Raw genomic sequence first — 21099 nt, 5'->3', positions numbered from 1 at the left:
CGGCCGGTTGTTATTAACGTCGTTCTGAACTAAGAAAACTCTTGCCAAATAGTGTTTGCAGCGGGGCCTAATGTTCTGTTCGCCGAGCGCACCAGGTGAATCTCCAGGCGTACCTGTTGGATGAAACCGGGAATGCTTATTTCAACCAGTTCACCGGACTCCAGTGCGCTTTCGGCAATATGTCGGGGAATAATCCCCCACCCAAAGCCGGCTTTTAACAGTTCATATTGAGTATTCACTTCATTGACTCGTATGCGCTGTTGGCTGGGCAAGCGCAGCACTGCATCTAAATTTATACCAATTTCTAAGTTTTGTGGGATTAGCATCGGGAGTTCGAGCAAATCCTGTCGGCTTGATGGTATGCGTCCGAAGTCATCCACTAAAGAGGAGGCAATGGCCACAGTGAGCTCGAAAGGTGCCACGGGTAACGTTTCAAAGTCTCCATACTGACGAAATAAGGGCAGCCACGGACACAGCGCTAAATCAGCGGAGCCGTTATCTATTCGTTTGAGCGCCCGCATTTGTGATTCGCCGTCAATGTGAATTTCGGTGGCGGGGTAATACTGTTGTATATGCTCAATACTGGGCAGCCACAACTTACTGTCGCAGGTATGGTCATAGCAAAGCGTCAGCAAGGGTTCGGCCCCGTATTTTAGTTTTTCAGTCAGAGACTGTAGACGCTCTTGCTGGCGCACGACCTCTTCGGCCTGTCGTAAAAAATGCTGACCTTGTTCGGTTAATTGCAGTCGGTAGCCTTGCCGGTTAAACAGTTCAAAACCCGCGCTTTGTTCGAGCTTTTTTAAGGCCATGCTGACGGCCGATTGCGTTCGGTTTAAATGCTCTGCTGACTTTTGTAGGCTGCCAAGCTCTGCGACCGCAATCAGCATTTTTAAGTGTGATAAATTCATTAAGTTATGCTGATTAAGTTTTTAATTTTAATTCAATATAATTGTAACTGTACGTGCAGTAAACTATTTATCAATTGAATACTCCGTTATTAGGAACTTGGTATGCGTTGGTTAGTCGTTACATCTCTTATCTTACTCATTGCTGCTTGCGGTGAAGCACCTGCACAAAGCGAAAAAACACAGGATGCCCGTCCGGTTAAATTGCTGACGGTGACCGAAAATAGTGGCGCGCAACTTCGTGAGTTCCCGGGCGTGGTGGAAGCCGCTAAAGTGGCACAGCTGACGTTTCGTGTTGCGGGTGAAATTACCGAACTTCCGGTAAGGCCTGGTGCGGAAGTTAAGCAAGGTGAGCTTATTGCAAGGCTGGATCCGACCGACTATCAACTGGCTGTCGACCAGGCAAAAGCGCAATACGAGTTAGCTCAGTCTCAATACCAAAGAAACAAGGTGCTGGTAAGCGAGGGCGTTATGTCAGAGGCTCAGTTTGACCAAATTGAGTCGCAGCGAGCGGTAGCGAAATCGAACTATGAAACGGCAAAAGCGAATTTAGAGTATACCGAGCTGAGAGCGCCTTTTGACGGAGTTATTGCGAGCCTGGCTGTAGAAGCTTATGAAAATATCCAACCGAAACAGCCCATTGTTACCTTGCAAATTAATAACGCGGTGGATGTGAGTATTCAGGTGCCGGAGCAGCTTTTTGCGAGAGTTAAGAAGCAGACAGACTATGAGCCAATGATTCGGTTTGATGCTGCGCCAGAATTTCAATTCCGGGCGCATCTTAAAGAGTGGGATTCGCAAGCGGGTCCTGCAACCAACACGTATGAAGTCGTGTTCACTTTACCGAAACCCGACAACCTGAATGTTCTTCCGGGTATGACCGCGACTGTCGTCGTCGATATGTCACAAGTGCTGCGCTCGACCATCACCGGTATTTTGGTACCTACAAAAGCCGTATTTACTAATGGCAGCGATACCGAACAGCGCCCTTCTTATGTGTGGGTCGTGGGCGATGACATGACCGTTGAAAAGCGCAAGGTAGTGGTTGGTACGGCGACTAATGACGGACTGACTATCGTCAGCGGCTTAGAAGAAGGTGAAACCATAGTAGTTGCCGGCGTTCATCAGCTTCGGGAAGGTCAAGAAGTTCGTGAATGGCAACGCGAACGGGGGCTGTAATGGATATTGCACGCTATAGCATGACCCGAAAAACCACCAGCTGGATGTTTTTGCTGTTGTTGTTGGTCGGAGGAATCGTCGCTTTAACTCAGCTGGGTCGTCTGGAAGATCCCGAGTTTACGATAAAGCAAGCAATGGTCATAACGCCGTATTCCGGCGCTTCGGCTCGACAAGTGGAAGAGGAAGTAACGTATCGTCTTGAAAATGCGATTCAGGAATTGAGCTACGTAGACAATATTCGCTCCATATCTAAGCCAGGACTATCGCAAATTACGGTCGAGATGAAAAGCATTTACCGGGCGGATGATCTCGAACAAATTTGGGATGAACTTCGGCGCAAGGTCAATGATACGAAACGACGCTTACCGCCGGGCACCGGCGAGCCTATTGTTCGTGACGACTTCTCCGACGTGTATGGTGTCATGTTGGCGATTACCGGACCTGACTATTCGTACAAAGACATTGAGCACTATGCGGACTTTCTCCGGCGTGAACTGGTCTTAGTCGACGGTGTCGGCAAAGTTATGCTGTCAGGTGAGCGCCAGGAGCAGGTGATTGTCGAAGTGTCCCGAGCCCAGCTGGGAAATTTTGGTATCCCGCCTAAGCAAGTGGCCAATTTACTGCAAACACAAAACGCCGTGGCAAATGCAGGCCGTGTGACGATTAATGAAGAGTCCATGCGCATCGCCACGAACGGAGAGTTTTCCTCTGTCGAAGACATGGAAAAGTTGGTCATTAGTAATCCAGGGGCCAGTGAGCGTATTTATTTGCGCGACGTTGCTGACATCTATCGTGAGACAAAAGATATTCCGGATCACGTGGTGCGTTATAACGGAAAGCCGTCGCTCTGGCTAGCGCTGTCTTTCGCCGATGATGTGAACGTTGTGGAAGTTGGTGAGCGCCTTGAGCAGCGTTTGAATGAACTTTCCTATGCTCAGCCAATTGGCATGAGCGTTGAGCGCATTTATGACCAACCCCACGAAGTTGAAAACTCCGTTAATAACTTTTTGCTGAACTTAGTCGAGGCGGTCGCCATTGTGGTTGTGGCGCTGCTGCTGTCCATGGGCTTCAGAAGCGGTTTGCTGATTGGTTCGGTGTTGCTGCTGACGGTACTCGGCACGTTCATTTTCATGAGGCTTGGCGATATTAACCTGCAGCGGGTGTCGTTAGGTGCGTTGATTATTGCATTAGGTATGCTGGTCGACAATGCCATTGTGATTGCCGACGGCATCATGGTGGGCATGCGTCGGGGGCAGAGCAAACTTCAAGCCGCTACGCAGGTAGTTAAGCAAAACCAATGGCCGCTGTTAGGAGCGACCGTCATTGGTATTATCGCCTTTGCACCAATTGGCCTCTCTTCTGACGCCACGGGTGAGTTTGCGGGCAGCTTGTTTTGGGTCTTGCTTATTTCTTTATTGCTCAGTTGGGTAACGGCATTAACGCTGATCCCGTTTTTAGCCGACCGACTCTATTCCGAAAAAGACATTGGCGATGAGAACGACGATGCCTTTAAGCACCCACTCTATGTAAAGTATCGAAGTGCGTTGCGTTTTTGTTTAACGCATCGCGCAGCCAGCATGTCGGCAATGGTCATTATGCTGGTACTGGCGGTGGTGGGTTTCGGGCAGGTAAAACAAGCCTTTTTTCCACCTTCCACAACGCCACTGTTTTATGTGGACTTATGGTATCCACAAGGGACTGACATTCGCCACACCGAGCAGGACTCAAAACGTCTGGAAGATTATCTGCTGGATAAGCAAGAGGTGGTTTCCGTGGCAACGACCGTCGGTCAGGGCGCCCCGCGTTTTACGTTGACTTATTTGGTTGAAAAAAGCTACGAAAGCTATGCGCAATTGCTGATTCGCGTGAAAGACAAGGAGTCTATGTCAGCGCTCATGGCGGATATTCGGCAACGCATTAAAAACGCTCACCCGGACGTTGAAGACAAATTAATTCGGGTCGAGATAGGTCCGGCAACGCCAGCTAAAATTGAGGCACGTTTTTCAGGACCAGACATTCAGGTGTTACGTCAGTTGAGCGAGAAAGCACAAGCGGTAATGAGGGACGATGCAGGTGCGGTCAATATTCGCTCTGATTGGCGGCAGCGAACCAAGTTATTACAGCCTCAGTATGACGAAGCGGCAGGACGACGAGCAGGTGTCACTAAAGAAGATGTGAACAACGTATTGCTCGGTAATTTCGTTGGTCAGCAAATAGGTATTTATCGTGATGGTACGGACCTGCTGCCGATTGTAAAACGGGCCCCGGCGGCTGAACGCGTTGACTTGAATAACTGGCAGGAGCTGCAAATATACAGCCCCGTGTTGGATCGCTTTATACCGTTGGCGCAAGTCGTTCGAAGTATTGAAACGACATGGGAAGATCCCCTCATAATGAGACGTGACCGTAAACGAACACTGACGGTGATGGCCGATCACGACATTTTGAGTAATGAAACCGCGGCTCAGGTGTTCGAACGAGTTCGGCCCAAAATAGCAGCGATTGAATTACCTTTGGGTTACGAATTGAGCTGGGGTGGTGAGCACGAAGCCTCAAGCAAAGCACAAAAGGCCTTGTTCGGGGCGTTACCGTTAGGCTTTCTGGTCATGTTTATTATTACCGTGCTGCTGTTTAACAGCATTCGACACGCCGCTGTTCTATGGACGACAGTACCGCTGTCGATAATTGGTGTGACGGTTGGTCTGTTGCTGCTGAATAAGTCCTTTGGGTTTATGGCGCTGTTAGGCTTTTTAAGCTTGTCTGGTATGCTGATTAAAAATGGCGTGGTGTTACTTGAGCAGGTCAACGTTGAGCTCGAAACCGGTAAGTCGCGAGTCGAAGCGCTAGTTGAGGCCGCTGTAAGCCGTGTAAGGCCGGTCGGCATGGCGGCGGCAACCACCATACTGGGCATGCTGCCACTGCTGTTTGATGACTTCTTTGCCAGCATGGCGACGGTCATCATGTTTGGTCTCGGGTTTGCGACAGTACTGACGCTGTTCGTCGTGCCCGTTATGTACGCGATTGTTCAAAAAGTGGAGCGTCCTCAATGAGGGCGCAACCACGGCATCCATTCACCTTGTTTATACCCTGAATTATCTGATTTATAGTCCTCTCGCATGGGAATTTCAGCGTAAAATCCGTATAATACGCCGCACTAGTGAACCGTCTTGAATTCATGCAAGCAAATGAGAGGTAATACGAGTGCTTAAAGAGTATCGTCAGCACGTGGAAGAGCGTGCCGCAGAGGGCATCCCTCCGAAGCCATTAAACGCCGAACAAGTAGCCGATCTTGTTGAACTACTGAAGAATCCACCCGCAGGTGAAGAAGACTTCTTAGTCGAGCTATTGTCTGAGCGTGTACCACCAGGTGTTGATGAAGCGGCTTATGTAAAAGCTGGCTTTTTAAGTGCACTGGTAAAAGGCGAAATACAAAGCCCGGTTATCAGCAAAGAAGACGCTGTTAAATTGCTGGGCAATATGCACGGTGGTTACAACATCGAAACGTTGGTTGCTCTGTTAGACGACGCTGAACTGGGTCGCTTAGCCGCCGAAGAATTAAAACACACCATTTTGATGTTCGACGCTTTCCATGACGTCGAAGAAAAAATGAAAGCCGGCAACGAACTGGCCAAAGAAGTGGTTGAGTCATGGGCTGAAGGTGAGTGGTTCACCAGCCGTGATAAAATGGCAGGCCAGATTAAAGCGACCGTCTTTAAAGTGACTGGCGAAACCAATACTGACGACTTGTCTCCAGCGCCAGATGCGTGGTCACGTCCTGATATCCCGCTGCACGCTAAAGCCATGTACAAAATGCCGCGCGAAGGCATTACAGATGCCGGCAAGCAAATTGAAGAGCTGAAAGAAAAAGGTCACCCGGTTGCTTTCGTCGGTGACGTCGTAGGTACCGGTTCTTCACGTAAATCAGCAACCAACTCGGTTCTTTGGAACATCGGTGAAGACATGCCGGGTACGCCGAACAAGCGTGCGGGCGGTATCTGTATTGGCGGCAAAGTCGCTCCTATCTTCTTCAACACCATGAAAGACGCCGGTGCGTTGGTATTTGAAGCCGACGTCGAAAAAATGAATATGGGTGATGTCATTACTATTTACCCATACGAAGGCAAAATTGAAAACGAAGCGGGCGACGTTATCGCTGAGTACGACTATGCGTCACGCGTTATTCTTGACGAAGTGCGTGCTGGTGGCCGTATCAACCTGATCATTGGTCGTGGCTTAACCGCTAAGGCGCGCGAATCACTGGGCCTTGGTCACAGCGACTTATTCCTGACCCCGGAACAGCCGGCTTCAAGCGACAAAGGCTTCAGCCTGGCACAAAAATTGGTTGGCAAAGCGTGTGGCATGGACGGTGTTCGCCCGGGCACATACGTTGAGCCGAAGATGACGACCGTAGGCTCGCAGGATACCACCGGTCCAATGACTCGTGACGAGTTGAAAGACCTGGCTTGTCTTGGCTTTAACGCTGACTTGGTGATGCAGTCTTTCTGTCACACGTCAGCCTATCCGAAGCCAGTCGATGTTGAAACTCAGCATACACTGCCAGACTTCATCATGAACCGTGGCGGCGTTTCGTTGCGCCCGAACGACGGTATCATCCACAGCTGGCTGAACCGTATGTTGTTGCCGGATACCGTCGGTACTGGTGGTGACTCGCATACACGTTTCCCGCTGGGTATTTCGTTCCCGGCAGGCTCTGGTTTGGTTGCCTTCGCAGCGGCGACCGGTGTTATGCCGCTGGATATGCCAGAGTCAGTATTGGTGCGTTTTAAAGGTAAAATGCAGCCAGGTATTACCCTACGTGACCTGGTTCACGCAATTCCTGCGTTTGCCATTAAAGACGGTCTGTTGACTGTCGAGAAACGTGGCAAGAAAAACGCGTTCTCAGGTCGCATCCTGGAAATCGAAGGTCTTGAGCACTTAACCGTAGAGCAAGCGTTCGAATTGTCTGACGCCTCGGCAGAACGTTCTGCAGCGGGTTGTACCATCAACTTGTCAGAAGATTCAGTCAGTGAATACCTGCGCTCTAACATCACTATGCTGCGTTGGATGATCAACGAAGGCTACGGCGATGCGCGTACGCTTGAGCGTCGTGCTCGTAAGATGGAGGAGTGGTTAGAGAACCCATCACTGACGCGTGCCGATAAAGATGCAGAATACGCAGAAGTTATCGAAATTGACTTGGACGAAATCAAAGAGCCAATCGTTTGTTGCCCGAACGATCCTGACGACGCTAAGTTCTTAAGCGAAGTTGCCGGCGACAAAGTGGACGAAGTATTCATTGGTTCGTGCATGACCAACATTGGTCACTTCCGTGCGGCAGGTAAACTGTTAGAGAAGAACTCTGATCCGCTGAACACGCGTTTGTGGATTGCACCACCAACGAAGATGGACAAAGCACAGCTGGAAACTGAAGGCTATTACGATATTTATTCGCGTAACGGCGTTCGCACCGAAATGCCGGGCTGTTCACTGTGTATGGGTAACCAGGCTCGTGTAGAAGCGGGGGCAACCGTACTGTCAACGTCGACTCGTAACTTCCCGAACCGCTTAGGTGACGGCGCGAACGTTTATCTGACGTCTGCAGAGCTGGCCGCTGTTGGTGCTATTGTAGGCCGCCTGCCAACGCCTGAAGAGTACCTCGAGTACGCACAGGACATTAATTCGATGGCTGGCGAAGTTTATAAATACCTGAACTTTGACCAAATGGATGCTTTCCGCGACGCAGAAAAAGCGGCCAAGGAAAACATCATCCCAACCATCAACGTGGCTTAATGCTTGGGAATGAAAACATAATGGCCAGTAACCGGAAGACGCCTGCGAGTACATCCCTGTAAGGCTTGGCTGGCGCCATCCATGGCGCCAGACACTTCCGGTTACCGACCATAATGTTGTTTCCATTCCCTGCTTAAAGTCTCCAAAACCGCTTCGGCGGTTTTTTTGTGCCCAGTTTTAGGTGGTTTCTTAATGGGCTATAGTTAGGTTGGTTGTTCAGGCAGGAGTTAATTATGCAGATAAAAACTATCCATCATATTAAGCAAAACACAGCATCACTAAATGTCGAAGAAGCTATCGGCACACTTAAGTTAATGAACCTAGCTGAGCGGGATATCCGAAACCAGAACTTGCTGTCTCTTAGTGAGGCAAAAGAAAGGTTAGCGCGTGCGTAAGAAAGGGGCAGGTTCTTCACTTGTGAGCGTTATGAGTGTTGAGTACTTCTGTGGCGGAGTGTCGAAGGCCATGGAAGGCCTTCGTCAAGCCCTCATGGATGAGCTCGTAGCGTCTCCGTCACAGAAGTACTCAATGCGCAAGCGAAATAAGTGAATAACCTGGCCCTACCTGATAGCGGGGGTTCTGTTCTATTTCTGCTCAGCAATCCAGTTGTTGATGTGTTGCTCGAGTACTTTCAGTGGCACGCTGCCGTTTTCCAGTACTGCATCGTGGAACTCACGAATGTCGAACTTATCACCTAACTGCTGCTCTGCCTCAGCGCGCAAACGCTTAATGGTTAACTCACCCAATTTGTATGAAAGCGCTTGCGCAGGCCAGGTAATGTAACGGTCAATTTCGGTTTTGACGTTATGCAACGACAACGCTGTGTTGTTGGCCATAAAGTCCATTGCCCGCTCACGGCTCCAGCCTTTAGCATGCATGCCCGTATCAACAACTAAGCGTGCGGCACGCCACATTTCATAGCTTAAACGACCAAAGTTACTGTAAGGGTCTTCATAGAAACCGGCTTCCAGGCCTAAGTATTCAGAGTACAAACCCCAGCCTTCACCAAACGCGGAAATATAAGTCTGCTGACGGTACTCAGGTAAGTCTTCTAACTCTCCTGCAATGGCGTTTTGCAAATGGTGACCCGGTACTGCTTCGTGCAACGTCAGCGCTTCCATCTGGTATAGCGGACGACGGTCTAATGCATAAGTGTTTACCCAATAAAAGCCAGCGCGGTCATCGCGGTTACTGCCTGAGTAACGGCCTGTGGTGTACTTCGGCGCAATCTCTTCCGGAACCGGCGCAATGCCATACGGTTTACGCGGTAAGGTTTTGAACAGCTTAGGTAACTGTCCATCCATCTTCTTCGCTATCCAAGCCGCATAGTGCAATAATTCTTCTGCAGTTTCAGGATAAAACTGGTCGTCCGTACGTAAAAACTCGACAAACTCGTCAAAGTCTCCGTCGAAACCACTGGCTTCAATAGCCTCCAGCATTTCACCGCGAATACGCGCTACTTCCTGCAGGCCTATTTCATGAATCTCGTCAGCGGTCATATCCAGTGTGGTGTAATGTTTAATACGGTTTTGGTAAAACGCTTCACCATTAGGCAGTTCACTGGCACCAACGCTTTCGCGTGCATTGGGTAAGTATTCGGTGACCATAAACGTAAAATAGTCGTCGTATGCTGGCATAACCTGCTCGTCAATGGCGGTCACGGCGTCGGCTTTTAATGCTTCCCACTCAGCGTCGTCGACAAAGCCGGGCTGCTGTGCGAATGGCGAAAAGTAAACGCTTTCTTTGGCGTCCTGAACAATATAAGCCAAAATACTCTCTTCGAAACCGGCCATAGCCGCAGCTGGTTGTGTGTAGCCTTCCTCAATCGCTTTTCTTAGCCAATGGGTTTGTTGCGCCATGTAGCGCGGAATGCTGCGTAACTTTGAAATATAGTGTTGATAATCCTCAACTGAGTTAAAAGGCGTGTATGACGGCATAAACGCCAGTGAACTATGGAAGCTGCCTTCGGCGGTTAGCGGCATGTAATGCGCATTAAAGCGGTATTCGTCGACACGGTTTTTTAGCGAATAGCGAATCATCGCGTGGTTAATTTTATCTTCGTCGCTTAACTGACTCACGTTAATGGCGTCCAGTTGTTCCAGCCACTTTGATTGTTTCTCGTATCGAGCCTTAAGCGCTTCCGGAGACATATCGGTCAGTTCGGTATCGCTGGATTCATTCATACCTTCCCAGATGCTGTCTGCCAACTGATGAAATTGCTCAGCAACGCTCTGTTGTGCAACGTTTTGTTGGGTCGGTTGCTGTGACGTTGTTGTCGCGCAGGCGGTTAACCCTAATAAACTTCCAATAAGAATCAGATTACGCATGATTTTTCCTTGCGGTGTCATAACGAATACAGGCATTCTATAATGCCTTTTGCATGAGTTAATGTAAAAAACAATGCAGTGAACTCACAATAATAATAGTTAAACGGGAGAAAAGGGTGGATAAAGCGCAATCAGGGATATACGCCGAGCCAAATTTGCACGGCTTAACCTTGTTTTGTCATGTCATGAGTGACGATGTTGAGAGCTTACGCCGCAAGTTGTCGCGGTTTCCTTCTATTGTCCAGGACCTCGATGCCCGTTTCTCGGAAGCCATGCTGACGGGATTTGTCGGTATAGGGGCGGAATATTGGGACATACTGTATCCGCATAAACGACCGTTACACTTACAGACGTTTCCTGAGCTCAGTGATGCCGACCGTGAAGCACCGCGGCAACCATTCGATCTTATTATCCATATTCGATGTGACCGCTTTGACGCCAATTATCTCGCTGGCAGAACCATTATGGAATGGTTTGGTTATGACATTGAGGTGGCAGAGCAAATCCGCTCTTTTCGTTATTTAGACGGGCGTGACCTGCTGGGCTTTATTGATGCGCCGGATAACCCAAGGGGTATGCGTAAACGTCAGGCCGCGCTTATTAATACAAACGACGATAGCGACTTTGTTGATGGCAGTTATTTGTTTGTCCAGAAAATTCGTTATGACCTGCGCCGATGGGATTATTTAGGCCCTGAAAAACAAGAGCAGATCATGGGGCGGGAAAAAGTCTCCGGTGAACGGTTGCCGGAGGCAATGATTGATGGCGTTACCCACGCCGCTAAAGCGAAGTTGATGGACAAGAAAGAGCAGCCAATACCTTTGTTGCGGCAGAACATGCCCTGGGGAGACTTACGTGAACAAGGGTTATTGGGTATGTATTTTTCTCACGCGCCAAAGAGTGTGGTCGAGTGGCTGAAGACTCGTTACTACGCCGATGAACAAGGGCAGTATGATCCGGTGCTGGATTACTCTCAGGCGGTGTTAAATTCAAGTTTCTTTGTGCCGTCGATACGGTTTTTATCTGAAAACCGTGAGTTACCGAGCACTCAAGAAGACGGCAGTACAGACTGATTCGCAAACAGTTCTTTGACTTTTTGCAGCGTGAAGTCAATATCCTGTACTTTCACCGGTGCGATAAAAATAGTGTCGTCGCCGGCAATGGTTCCCAGTACGCCTTCTTTTTTACCAACCGAGTCGAGTAAACGAGCAATGAGTTGAGCGGCGCCGGGACTGGTGCGAATAATGACCATCACATCATTATGCTGAATATCCAGTACAAGTTGGCTTAATGGTGCTTTAGTAGAGGGCACTGCTAAATCGGGCGGCAGACAGTAAACCATTTCCTGCTTGGCGTTACGGGTTCGGACGGCGCCGTACTTGCTCAGCATGCGCGACACTTTCGACTGGCTAATACTCTCAAAGCCTTGCTCTTTCAGTACGTTAACTATCTCGCCTTGTGAGCCGTAACGTTCTTCACGCAGTAACGTTTTGAAGGCGTCAATTAATTGATCTTTCACCATTATCGTGCCGCTTCCTGACTGTCATTTTATGCTATAATGCGACCAGTTTACTGCATTCTGTGACGCTATTCGAGCTTTGTTATAAAAGGCGGGTCAGTTGTATTTAACAGCGTATTCAAGTACAGTTTTGCACCAAATTCTGCATGTTTATGCAGTTCTAATCGACAAACAAAACGGAGTCTGAGATGAAAGTAGCCGTATTAGGTGCGGCCGGTGGTATCGGCCAGGCATTGTCATTACTTTTGAAAACACAACTTCCAGCAGGTTCAGAGTTATCTTTGTATGACGTTGCGCCAGTAGTTCCGGGTGTAGCGGTTGACTTAAGTCATATCCCTACCGACGTGAAAGTCACAGGCTTCGGTAAAGACGACTTAGCATCAGCGCTGGTTGGCAGCGACATCGTATTAATTCCTGCCGGCGTACCACGTAAGCCAGGTATGGATCGTTCTGACCTGTTCAACATGAACGCAGGCATCGTTAAAAACTTAGTACAAGGTGTTGCCGACAACTGTCCTGACGCTTGTGTTGGTATCATTACCAACCCGGTAAACACCACGGTTCCTATTGCTGCTGAAGTCCTGAAAAAAGCAGGCTGCTACGACAAGCGTAAGCTGTTCGGTGTCACTACTCTGGATGTTATCCGTTCAGAAGCGTTTGTTGGTGAGCTGCGTGGTCTGAATCCGGAAAACGTAAACGTACCGGTTATTGGTGGTCACAGCGGTACAACGATTCTGCCATTGCTGTCTCAGGTTGAAGGCGTTGAGTTTACCGAGCAAGAAATCAAAGACTTAACTCACCGTATCCAGAACGCAGGCACGGAAGTTGTTGAAGCAAAAGCCGGCGGCGGTTCAGCAACCCTGTCTATGGGCCAGGCTGCAGCGCGCTTTGCTCTGTCATTGCTGAAAGGCCTGCAAGGTCAGGATACTATTGAATGCACTTACGTAGAAGGCCCAGGCGATAACGCTAAGTTCTTCGCACAGCCAGTACGCTTAGGCAAAAACGGCGCTGAAGAAATTCTGTCTTACGGTAAGCTAAGTGCTTTCGAACAAAAATGCATGGACGACATGCTCGACGGCCTGAAAGGCGATATCCAAAAAGGCATCGACTTCGCCAGCTAAGCTTTCAGCTATCCGCTTCTGAAAATATTGGGGCAGGCCAGCATTGGCTGGCCATTGCAGGTTATCTTCCGAAAGACGCCTGCAAGTACGTCCCTGTAAGGCTTGAGCAGCGCCATCCTTGGCGCTGCACACTTTCTCCAGATAAACCTGCAATGGCGTATCGCCAATACTGACCCACCCTAATATTTCCAAGCTATTAGCTGAAAGTTATCTCAGCACTTTCTCCAGATAATCCTGCAACGGCTTCACGCCAAGACTGACCCACCCCAATATTTCCAAACTACATGCTGAAGAGTGCTTCTCAGGCTCAATGTTTAAATATTTCAACTGAAACAGAGTGTTGGTTGTGAGTTATCAGGCTACGGAAATAGTTGATGGGGCAGGCTGCTGGATTGCGAGCGTTACGAGTGTTGAAGGTTTTCATGGCGGAGTGTCGAAGGCCATGGATACTTATTAGAAATGCCCAAAGCGGGAAGGGTTCTGTTTCGGAGGTGTGTAGCGCCATGGATGGCGCTACCCAAGCTCTACAGGGATGTATTCACGGGCGTCGTCCGAAACAGAACCCGATCCCCCCAAAGCATTTCTTACGCCACTCGGTCGACTGCCAGATGGGTTAGAGCGAGTAAAGCTTGTTTATAGTCGGAGTCGGGGAGTTCGCTTAGGGATTCGCGCGCTTGTTCGGCGGCTTTTAATGCTTTGTCGCGGGTGTACTGTAAAGCACCCGTTCGCTCCATAGCGGTTAGTACGGTTTGTAAGTGCTCACGTCCGTCACCTTGCTCAATCGCTTCACGAATCAGCTTTTGCTCGGTTTCGTTGCCGTGCCACATGGCGTATAGCAACGGCAGCGTTGGTTTACCTTCGGCTAAGTCATCCCCGGCATTTTTGCCCATTGAATCACTATCGGCAGTGTAATCTAATAGGTCATCGACCAGTTGGAAAGCCGTGCCTAAATAGCGACCGTAGTCCGCTAATTGAGCGGTGAGCTTTTCATTCTGACCCGTAAGTACGCCCGCCAGCTCTGTTGCAGCTTCAAACAGCTTGGCTGTTTTGCCGTAAATAACGTCGAAGTAGCTTGCTTCTGAGGTGTCGGGATCGTTGCAGTTCATTAACTGTAAGACTTCGCCTTCGGAAATAATGTTGGTGGCGTCCGCTAAAATACGCAATATACGCAGAGAGTCTAAGTCGACCATTAGCTGGAAGGCGCGGGTATAGAGAAAGTCACCCACTAGTACGGCGGCTTCGTTACCGAATACAGCGTTTGCAGTTTTGCGTCCGCGACGTAAATCAGACTCATCGACGACATCGTCATGCAGGAGTGTTGCAGTATGAATAAATTCTATAATGGTGGCGAGTTTTTGGTGATCGTTGCCGTCATAGTTCAGTGCACGGGCGGTTAATACGGTCAGCAAAGGGCGCAGGCGTTTACCGCCGCTATTGACGATATAAATACCCAGCTGGTTAATTAAGGCAACGTCGGATTTTAGTTGTTCACCAATAAGCGCATTAACACCTAACATGTCGTCTTTGGCTAATGCGTTAATGGACTGCATATCCATCATAGATATCTGAAATTTACAAAATTTAACGGAAACCAGATGGTACACTAATTCGACGAGCTCGGAAACTCTAAAGGCGGCAAATTAGGACTTGCGATCGTTGGCGGGATTACGTACAATTCGCGCCCTGATTTGAATTTGGATACCCAATAGGGTTGTGGAGAATAATATGTACGCAGTATTCCAAAGTGGCGGTAAGCAGCACCGTGTGTCTGAAGGCCAAATCGTCCGCCTGGAAAAACTGGAAGCAGCTACCGGTGATGTAGTTGAATTCGACCAGGTTTTGATGGTTTCTGACGGCAGCGATGTAAAAATCGGTGCTCCGTTCGTATCCGGTGGCAAAGTGAAAGCAGAAGTGGTTGATCACGGTCGTGGCGATAAAGTTAAAATCGTTAAGTTCCGTCGTCGTAAGCACTCTCGTCGCCAACAAGGCCATCGTCAGTGGTTCACTGAAGTGAAAATCACTGGTATCAATAGCTAATTAAGGAGTAACGACATGGCACATAAAAAGGCTGGTGGTTCTACTAAAAACGGTCGCGATTCAGAGAGTAAACGCTTAGGTGTTAAGCGCTTCGGTGGTGAATCGGTTCTTGCAGGTAACATCCTGGTTCGTCAGCGCGGTACACGTTTCCACGCTGGTAGCAACGTTGGCATCGGTAAAGATCACACGTTGTTCGCGACTTCTGAAGGCAAGGTATCTTTCGAAACGAAAGGTAAGAACAACCGTAAATATGTGAGCGTTATTACTGACTAGTAACCTCGACATAAACTGAAAAGTTTCGGTTCGAAAGCCCTGCCATTACGGCGGGGCTTTTTCTTATGTGCTAGAATTTTGCACAATATTTAATGAGTGATAAGTAGCAGATTGCGATGAAATTCGTTGATGAAGTAGAAATTCGTGTCGACGCCGGCGACGGCGGTAATGGCTGTATCAGTTTTCGCCGCGAAAAATATATACCGAAAGGTGGTCCAGACGGAGGCGACGGCGGTGATGGTGGTGATGTCTACCTGCAAGCCGATGAAAACCTGAATACGCTTATCGACTATCGTTTTGAACGTTTCCATAAAGCGGAACGTGGTCAAAACGGTATGGGTAAGAATTGCACCGGTAAACGAGGCAGTGACATTACGTTGACGGTTCCTCCGGGAACTCGTGCGACTGATATTGATACCGGCGAAGTCATTGGCGATTTGACCAAACATGGACAAAAACTGCGGGTTGCTAAAGGCGGCTTTCATGGCTTGGGAAACACCCGTTTTAAAAGCAGTGTGAACCGCGCGCCACGCCAAAAAACAGACGGCACGCCCGGAGAAGTGCGTAACCTGAAACTGGAGTTGATGCTGCTAGCCGACGTTGGTCTGCTAGGTATGCCAAATGCGGGTAAGTCGACATTTATTCGTTCGGTATCTGCGGCAAAACCGAAAGTCGCCGACTATCCGTTTACCACCTTGGTTCCTAACCTGGGTGTTGTAACGCCGGCGCCGGGACAGAGTTTTGTGATAGCTGATATTCCCGGACTTATCGAAGGGGCTGCAGAAGGTGCTGGGTTAGGCATTCGTTTCTTAAAACACCTTGAGCGCTGCCGGCTGCTATTGCACTTAGTTGATTTAGCACCGTTTGATGAAACGGATCCGGCTGAACAGGCTCGTATCATTATTGATGAGTTAGAAAAATACAGCCCGAAGCTGGCAGAAAAGCCACGCTGGCTGGTTATTAATAAAGTTGACTTGGTCTTAGATGAAGAAGTCCAGGAGCAAGTCGATGCATTGGTGAAAGAGTTGAACTGGGACGGTCCTGTGTTCCAGATTGCGGCGTTGGAAGGCAGGGGCTCGCAAGAACTTTGTCGCGAAGTCATGAACTATATTGAAACGTTGCCCGTACCGCATATGGAAGAGCAAGAAGAGGCCGATCCGGTTGAATTTAAGTGGGACAGTTACCACGAAGATGTTATGGATGAACACTTTGATGATGATGAAGACGACGACGACGACGATCATGGCGTCGAAGTCATTTATCAGAAGTAGCCTGACGTTGTTACGTCAGGTCCGATATTGAAACTTAAATCGCGCCTCATGCAATAGCATTAGGCTATACGAAGGTAATTTTGGATGAAAATATCGCTTGTAGTTGCAATGGCAGATAATCGGGTCATAGGAAAGGACAATAAAATGCCGTGGCATTTGCCTGACGAGCTCCAATATTTCAAAAAAATTACCTTGGGTAAGCCAATTGTTATGGGGCGAAATACCTTCGAATCAATTGGTCGGCCATTACCCGGGCGTAAAAATATTGTCCTGAGTAGAACGTCAGAAGCTCGAGAAACCCATGATGGTCAAGTACTTTGGGTTAATGGACCGCAACAAGCGATAGCTGCAGCTGGTCCGGTAGAAGAAGTCATGATCATTGGTGGTGGAAAAATTTATGAAAATTTTTTACCGCTGGCAGACCGCTTATATGTTACTAAAATAGACCTAAATGTTGACGGTGATACTTTCTTTCCTGACTATGAGAAAGTCGCTGACTGGCAAGAGGTAGAGCGGCAAAACTTTGCCGCAGATGGTCGTAATTCCAATGACTTTACTACCCTTATTTTCGATAGGAAACGTTAATAAGACGTTATAATTTCAGTTACTTACATCACTTGTTGCCCATTGCAGAGCGGTTCATATCGTAGTATCATCTTGATGAATTTTTGAACAATCTTGTGATGGGGTTTTAGATGAAAGCGATTGTATTAGGCACCTTGATGGCTGCGGTTGCAGCAACTGGCGCAACTTTTTCAAAAAGCGCAGAAGCGAATGAGCTAGCGTTAAGCCTTTGTACATACGTACAAGGTGATGACACTATGCGTATGCGTAAAAAGTTACGTGACTCACGTGTGCGTGTCCGTGACATCTACTCAGGTATCCAGTGTAACGGTCAAAGTCTATTGCAATTCGCAATGTCAAATGGCTCACAAGACATTGGCGAGTTCATTGTTGGACGCTTATCAGTAGACGAGTTAAAAAGCTCAGGCGATTATGAGTGGGCTCAGTCTAATGGTCATGCAGGGTCGCCTATTGCTGCAGCAATTAAAGAGCGCGCAGGCCTTTAATAGCCAGTTAATTTGAGTATTTAAAAGCCCGCAAGCTAAGTTTGCGGGCTTTTTTACATCTACTAACAATTCTTTCAGTTACTTACCTTTTATTTTTTTCACTTCTCAACGACAATAACTCACTGTGATTCAATTCAATTGGACTGATTATGAAACAGTGGATGCTAGTTTCCCTACCGCTGCTGGTATTGGCTGCCATAAGTGGTAGCGCATACGCTCAACAGCAACACGAAGTGACGGACTCAACCGACAGCGAATGCTATTTGCCGGGAATACAGGAACGACTTGAATGCGGTATTGTTCAGGTGCCTGAAAATTATGAAAAGCCGCAAGGCAGGCAAATTGGCATACATTACGCGGTACTACCGGCTATTCAGGAAGGTGCAAAGCCGGATCCAATGCTTATCTTAGCGGGTGGACCAGGCCAGGCAGCCACTGAGCTGGCGCCGATGATATCCCGCATGTTCGATACCGTTCGTCAAAAGCGTGACATTCTGCTCATTGATCAGCGCGGTACGGGAAAGAGCCATCCTCTTGAATGCGACATAAGCCGTCCTGATGAACTCATAAGAAGTGACGACGAGCAAGAGCTGGCGCAGCTCACCAGCGACTGCCTTAAGCAATACCCAGACACAGACACCACGCAATACCATACGGTCAACGCCGTTAAAGACTTCGAGAAAGTTCGTGAGCATCTGGGCGTTCAGCAAGTAAATTTATATGGAGGCTCTTATGGAACAAGAGTCGGGTTGACTTATTTACGGGAAGCTCCCGAGTCTGTGCGGACCGCAACGTTAGACGCCGTAGCGCCGCCGCAGGTGGTCATTGGCCCGTTCGGGCAGCATGGTGCCCAAGCTTTTGATGCGATGTTACGTAATTGCGAAGAGCAAGTAGCGTGTCACGAAAAATTCCCGACGTTAGAACAAGATTATCACGACGTGATGAATGCTTTAGAAGGACAGGATGTTCTGCTGGATGCACACGACCCGCTTTCCTTTGAACCGATAACGATCAATTTAACACCGGGACGCTTCAGCTCAATTGTTCGCATGGCACTGTATCATCCAAATACGCGTCAGCTTTTACCTTATGCTATTCACTCGGCCGCTCAAAGCAATTACAAAGCCGTATTGGGCTTAATGGGGGGCACTATGTCACAAAGTAGTATTTACCTGGGTTTAATGCTCTCGGTGGTTTGTAGTGAAGATTTGCCTCGCGCAACGGATCAGTTGTTAGCAAAAGACGGCGACAATGACTTTATTGGAGGGCGCACCGGTGACGCCTTTATTGATATGTGCAGCGGTTGGAAGTCGGCTCCCGTGCCTTCTTACTGGTCGGAGCCCGTCGTTAGTGATAAGCCGGTTTTATTGTTGTCGGGTGAACTGGATCCGGTGACACCTCCAGCCTGGGGTGACTTGGCAGCAAAAACGTTACCGAATAGTAAGCACCTGACTGCACCCAACGCCAGTCATACTATTGCCAGTCATACCTGTGCCAATAGGCTCATTGCTGAGTTTATCGAAAAGGCTGATGTGACCGCCATTGATGGCAGTTGCTTACAAAAACAACGCTTGAAACCGTTTGTGCTTAACCAAAATGGAGCGGGGCTGTAGGATGATTAATGTCGATAAACTGAGTAAGACTTTTAAAAGTGTACAGGCGTTAAATTCCCTCAGCTTTCAGGCTAACGATGGTGAAATCACGGGTCTATTGGGGCCAAACGGTGCTGGTAAGACAACGTGCCTCCGTATTATTTATGGCCTGCTTCAGGCAGACCAAGGGAAGGCGGAGATAGAAGGCGTGGATGCTAACGTTAACCCTATGGGGGCCCGTAAGAATTTGGGGATCTTCCCGGATAAATTCGGTCTTTATGAACGCTTGACTGTACGTGAGCAGGTCGCTTACTTCGCGGAGTTGCATGGTTTAACTGGCAATGTTCGAAGAGACGCGGTTGAGCGAGTGATTAAGAAACTTGATATTGAAGAACTCGCAGACCGTCGCACCGGGGGCTTTTCTCAGGGACAACGCATGAAAGTGGCGCTTGCCCAAGCCTTGGTGCATAACCCCAAACACCTTATTTTGGATGAACCAAGCCGTGGCTTAGACGTCATGAGCACACGTATTTTACGCGACGTGCTGCGTGAACAAAGAGCCCAGGGAACTTGCATTTTGTTTTCCAGCCACGTTATGCAGGAAGTGGCTGCGTTGTGTGACCGAGTTGTGGTTATGGCATCTGGGAAAGTGGCTGCTGAGGGTACTCCGGAAGAGCTCTGCCGGATGACAGGAGAGGAACAACTCGAGGACGCTTTCGTAAAAATTATAGGAACGGACGAAGGAATTGCGGCGTAATGAGTGCTTTAACAACCGTATGGAAAAAAGAGTTTCGCGACGCAATACGTGATAAACGATCCGTGTTCGCGGCAATGTCTTACGCTTTCTTTGGGCCAATGCTTATGGCCGTTGCGTTTTTCTTTTTAATTTCACAGTTAACCGACCAGGCGGATGTTGGTATCAACATCGAAGGTAAAGAGCACGCACCGCAGTTGGTCAACTTCTTAAATGAAAATGGTATTGTCGAAAAGCAAGGCGAATGGTCAGAAAATGAAACGCCTATCGTGTTGAGCTTGCCAGCTAACTGGGCGGATAAAATCGCCGCCGCTGAACCGGTTGAAATAGAGCTGAAAGCGGACTGGTCTTCACAAAAACAGCAAACCGACATTAAACGAGTCGAAAAAGCGGTACAGGCCTACAGTAGCCAAATAGCCAGCTACCGGCTTATTCTTCGGGGAATCGACCCTCGCGTTGTACAGCCCATTCAGCTACAAAAACAGGACGCGGCAACTAAAGGCTCTAAGGCTGCATTAATCATGGGCTCCGTTTTAGTGTTTATCATTTTGTCGGTGTTTTGGTCCGGTATGAATGTCGCCATCGATATTAGTGCCGGCGAGCGCGAGCGGAATTCTCTCGAGTTCTTATTAAGCCAGCCTTTAAGTACTTGGGACATTGTGGCGGGTAAGACGTTGACGGCTTCTACTTTTTCGCTGTTTGGTGCGGCTCTGTCGCTGATAATCATCCCTATTATTTTTGCTTATGTGCCACTTCACGAAATAGGCATGAATGTGAATTTTAGTGTGGGCATGATGCTGCTTATGTTCCTGCTGCTCGTACCGCTGGCCGTGTTCGCAACTGCACTGCAATTGTTTGTCTCGTTCCGGGCCAAAAACTTCAAGGAAGCACAAACCTATATCAGCTTTTTGCTGATCATTCCCATGGCCGCTTCTTTCGGAGTCGAGTTTGCAAGGCTTAAAAATCCGATACTCTATTACCTGCCGCTTACCGGACAGCACCAAGCGTTCTTGTCGTTGATTCGCGGTGAGTCAATTAACGTCATGGGCACCGTGGTAAGCGCCATTGCAACCCTGGCTGCCGCATTGCTGCTCATCAAATACATAGCCCGTCTCCTCAAAAGTGAGAAAATAGTCTTCGGCCTATAGGGAGGGGACAGTCAAGCCGCAGGCGTCGCTTGAGAGTTAAGGCCTCTGTGTCGGAGACGCGACGAGCTCATCCGTGAGGGCTTGACGAAGGCCATCCATGGCCTTCGACACTC

At 48.7% G+C, this 21099-nt stretch carries 18 protein-coding genes; 14 read left to right on the top strand and 4 right to left on the bottom strand.

Annotated features, from left to right (window positions below):
• Positions 1-29: 29 nt before the first annotated feature.
• Positions 30-908 carry a LysR family transcriptional regulator gene (locus tag CEW91_RS10270; protein WP_088768865.1) on the bottom strand — a complete coding sequence of 293 codons (879 nt, stop codon included), beginning with the start codon at positions 906-908 and terminating at the stop codon, positions 30-32.
• A 102-nt stretch (positions 909-1010) separates the two neighbouring features.
• Between CEW91_RS10270 and CEW91_RS10265 the strand changes: the two genes are divergently transcribed.
• The 4 genes from CEW91_RS10265 to CEW91_RS12310 all read left to right on the top strand — a co-directional run bounded on the left by CEW91_RS10265 (position 1011) and on the right by CEW91_RS12310 (position 8269).
• The gene (locus tag CEW91_RS10265) at positions 1011-2084 is read left to right on the top strand and encodes an efflux RND transporter periplasmic adaptor subunit (RefSeq protein WP_088768864.1); all 1074 of its coding nucleotides are present in this window, start codon (positions 1011-1013) and stop codon (positions 2082-2084) included.
• The gene (locus CEW91_RS10260; protein WP_088768863.1) at positions 2084-5134 is read left to right on the top strand and encodes an efflux RND transporter permease subunit; all 3051 of its coding nucleotides are present in this window, start codon (positions 2084-2086) and stop codon (positions 5132-5134) included. The genes CEW91_RS10265 and CEW91_RS10260 overlap by 1 nt, the downstream gene beginning before the upstream one ends.
• Positions 5135-5285: 151 nt before the next feature.
• Positions 5286-7874: a bifunctional aconitate hydratase 2/2-methylisocitrate dehydratase gene (gene acnB / locus CEW91_RS10255; protein WP_088768862.1), complete on the top strand. Its 2589-nt coding sequence runs from the start codon at positions 5286-5288 to the stop codon at positions 7872-7874.
• A gap of 233 nt (positions 7875-8107) precedes the next feature.
• Complete coding sequence (locus tag CEW91_RS12310) at positions 8108-8269, top strand: hypothetical protein (RefSeq protein WP_157776084.1); 162 nt, start codon at positions 8108-8110, stop codon at positions 8267-8269.
• A 189-nt stretch (positions 8270-8458) separates the two neighbouring features.
• Here CEW91_RS12310 and CEW91_RS10250 read toward each other — a convergent pair whose 3' ends face one another.
• A complete protein-coding gene (locus CEW91_RS10250; RefSeq protein WP_088768861.1) occupies positions 8459-10201 on the bottom strand; it encodes a DUF885 domain-containing protein in 1743 nt (580 codons plus the stop codon).
• 116 nt (positions 10202-10317) lie between these two features.
• Here CEW91_RS10250 and CEW91_RS10245 point away from each other — a divergent pair, with 116 nt between their 5' ends.
• Complete coding sequence (locus CEW91_RS10245) at positions 10318-11274, top strand: Dyp-type peroxidase (RefSeq protein WP_088768860.1); 957 nt, start codon at positions 10318-10320, stop codon at positions 11272-11274.
• Here the strand turns inward: CEW91_RS10245 and argR are convergent.
• The gene (gene argR / locus CEW91_RS10240) at positions 11250-11723 is read right to left on the bottom strand and encodes a transcriptional regulator ArgR (RefSeq protein WP_088768859.1); all 474 of its coding nucleotides are present in this window, start codon (positions 11721-11723) and stop codon (positions 11250-11252) included. The genes CEW91_RS10245 and argR overlap by 25 nt on opposite strands.
• 185 nt (positions 11724-11908) lie before the next feature.
• Between argR and mdh the strand changes: the two genes are divergently transcribed.
• Positions 11909-12841, top strand: coding sequence for a malate dehydrogenase (mdh, locus tag CEW91_RS10235; protein WP_088768858.1), 933 nt, complete (start codon positions 11909-11911; stop codon positions 12839-12841).
• 584 nt (positions 12842-13425) lie between these two features.
• Here mdh and ispB read toward each other — a convergent pair.
• The gene (ispB, locus tag CEW91_RS10230) at positions 13426-14397 is read right to left on the bottom strand and encodes an octaprenyl diphosphate synthase (RefSeq protein ID WP_088768857.1); all 972 of its coding nucleotides are present in this window, start codon (positions 14395-14397) and stop codon (positions 13426-13428) included.
• Between the two features lie 169 nt (positions 14398-14566).
• Between ispB and rplU the strand changes: the two genes are divergently transcribed.
• From rplU to CEW91_RS10190, 8 genes are all read left to right on the top strand, one after another.
• Complete coding sequence (gene rplU, locus CEW91_RS10225) at positions 14567-14878, top strand: 50S ribosomal protein L21 (RefSeq protein WP_053954620.1); 312 nt, start codon at positions 14567-14569, stop codon at positions 14876-14878.
• Positions 14879-14893: 15 nt separating this feature from the next.
• Positions 14894-15151 (top strand): 50S ribosomal protein L27, encoded by a 258-nt coding sequence (rpmA, locus tag CEW91_RS10220; protein ID WP_053954619.1) that lies wholly within the window; start codon positions 14894-14896, stop codon positions 15149-15151.
• A 116-nt stretch (positions 15152-15267) separates the two neighbouring features.
• Positions 15268-16422, top strand: a complete 1155-nt coding sequence (gene cgtA, locus CEW91_RS10215) for an Obg family GTPase CgtA (RefSeq protein WP_088768856.1) — start codon at positions 15268-15270, stop codon at positions 16420-16422.
• Positions 16423-16506: 84 nt separating this feature from the next.
• Complete coding sequence (folA, locus tag CEW91_RS10210) at positions 16507-17007, top strand: type 3 dihydrofolate reductase (protein WP_088768855.1); 501 nt, start codon at positions 16507-16509, stop codon at positions 17005-17007.
• A gap of 110 nt (positions 17008-17117) precedes the next feature.
• On the top strand, positions 17118-17492 hold the full coding sequence (locus CEW91_RS10205) for a DUF3718 domain-containing protein (RefSeq protein ID WP_088768854.1): 375 nt from the start codon (positions 17118-17120) through the stop codon (positions 17490-17492).
• A 149-nt stretch (positions 17493-17641) separates the two neighbouring features.
• Entirely contained in the window at positions 17642-19105 is a 1464-nt protein-coding gene (locus CEW91_RS10200; protein WP_088768853.1) for an alpha/beta hydrolase, read from the top strand.
• Position 19106: 1 nt separating this feature from the next.
• Positions 19107-19841, top strand: coding sequence for an ABC transporter ATP-binding protein (locus tag CEW91_RS10195; RefSeq protein WP_088768852.1), 735 nt, complete (start codon positions 19107-19109; stop codon positions 19839-19841).
• Positions 19841-20986, top strand: a complete 1146-nt coding sequence (locus tag CEW91_RS10190; protein WP_088768851.1) for an ABC transporter permease — start codon at positions 19841-19843, stop codon at positions 20984-20986. Before CEW91_RS10195 ends, CEW91_RS10190 begins: the two co-directional genes overlap by 1 nt.
• Positions 20987-21099 lie beyond the last annotated feature (113 nt).

The sequence above is a fragment of the Idiomarina piscisalsi genome, from assembly GCF_002211765.1.
In the GTDB taxonomy this organism is placed as follows: domain Bacteria; phylum Pseudomonadota; class Gammaproteobacteria; order Enterobacterales; family Alteromonadaceae; genus Idiomarina; species Idiomarina piscisalsi_A.
Note: the sequence above shows the minus strand (reverse complement) of the source record. Positions and strands in the feature narration are given on the sequence as shown.

Excerpts from the sequence above, each read along its gene's own strand:
- CEW91_RS10270 (WP_088768865.1), bottom strand. The coding sequence starts at position 908 with ATGAATTTATCACACTTAAAAATGCTGATTGCGGTCGCAGAGCTTGGC.
- CEW91_RS10265 (WP_088768864.1), top strand. The coding sequence starts at position 1,011 with ATGCGTTGGTTAGTCGTTACATCTCTTATCTTACTCATTGCTGCTTGC.
- CEW91_RS10260 (WP_088768863.1), top strand. The coding sequence starts at position 2,084 with ATGGATATTGCACGCTATAGCATGACCCGAAAAACCACCAGCTGGATG.
- CEW91_RS12310 (WP_157776084.1), top strand. The coding sequence starts at position 8,108 with ATGCAGATAAAAACTATCCATCATATTAAGCAAAACACAGCATCACTA.
- CEW91_RS10250 (WP_088768861.1), bottom strand. The coding sequence starts at position 10,201 with ATGCGTAATCTGATTCTTATTGGAAGTTTATTAGGGTTAACCGCCTGC.
- argR (WP_088768859.1), bottom strand. The coding sequence starts at position 11,723 with ATGGTGAAAGATCAATTAATTGACGCCTTCAAAACGTTACTGCGTGAA.
- mdh (WP_088768858.1), top strand. The coding sequence starts at position 11,909 with ATGAAAGTAGCCGTATTAGGTGCGGCCGGTGGTATCGGCCAGGCATTG.
- ispB (WP_088768857.1), bottom strand. The coding sequence starts at position 14,397 with ATGGATATGCAGTCCATTAACGCATTAGCCAAAGACGACATGTTAGGT.
- rplU (WP_053954620.1), top strand. The coding sequence starts at position 14,567 with ATGTACGCAGTATTCCAAAGTGGCGGTAAGCAGCACCGTGTGTCTGAA.
- rpmA (WP_053954619.1), top strand. The coding sequence starts at position 14,894 with ATGGCACATAAAAAGGCTGGTGGTTCTACTAAAAACGGTCGCGATTCA.
- cgtA (WP_088768856.1), top strand. The coding sequence starts at position 15,268 with ATGAAATTCGTTGATGAAGTAGAAATTCGTGTCGACGCCGGCGACGGC.
- folA (WP_088768855.1), top strand. The coding sequence starts at position 16,507 with ATGAAAATATCGCTTGTAGTTGCAATGGCAGATAATCGGGTCATAGGA.
- CEW91_RS10205 (WP_088768854.1), top strand. The coding sequence starts at position 17,118 with ATGAAAGCGATTGTATTAGGCACCTTGATGGCTGCGGTTGCAGCAACT.
- CEW91_RS10200 (WP_088768853.1), top strand. The coding sequence starts at position 17,642 with ATGAAACAGTGGATGCTAGTTTCCCTACCGCTGCTGGTATTGGCTGCC.
- CEW91_RS10195 (WP_088768852.1), top strand. The coding sequence starts at position 19,107 with ATGATTAATGTCGATAAACTGAGTAAGACTTTTAAAAGTGTACAGGCG.
- CEW91_RS10190 (WP_088768851.1), top strand. The coding sequence starts at position 19,841 with ATGAGTGCTTTAACAACCGTATGGAAAAAAGAGTTTCGCGACGCAATA.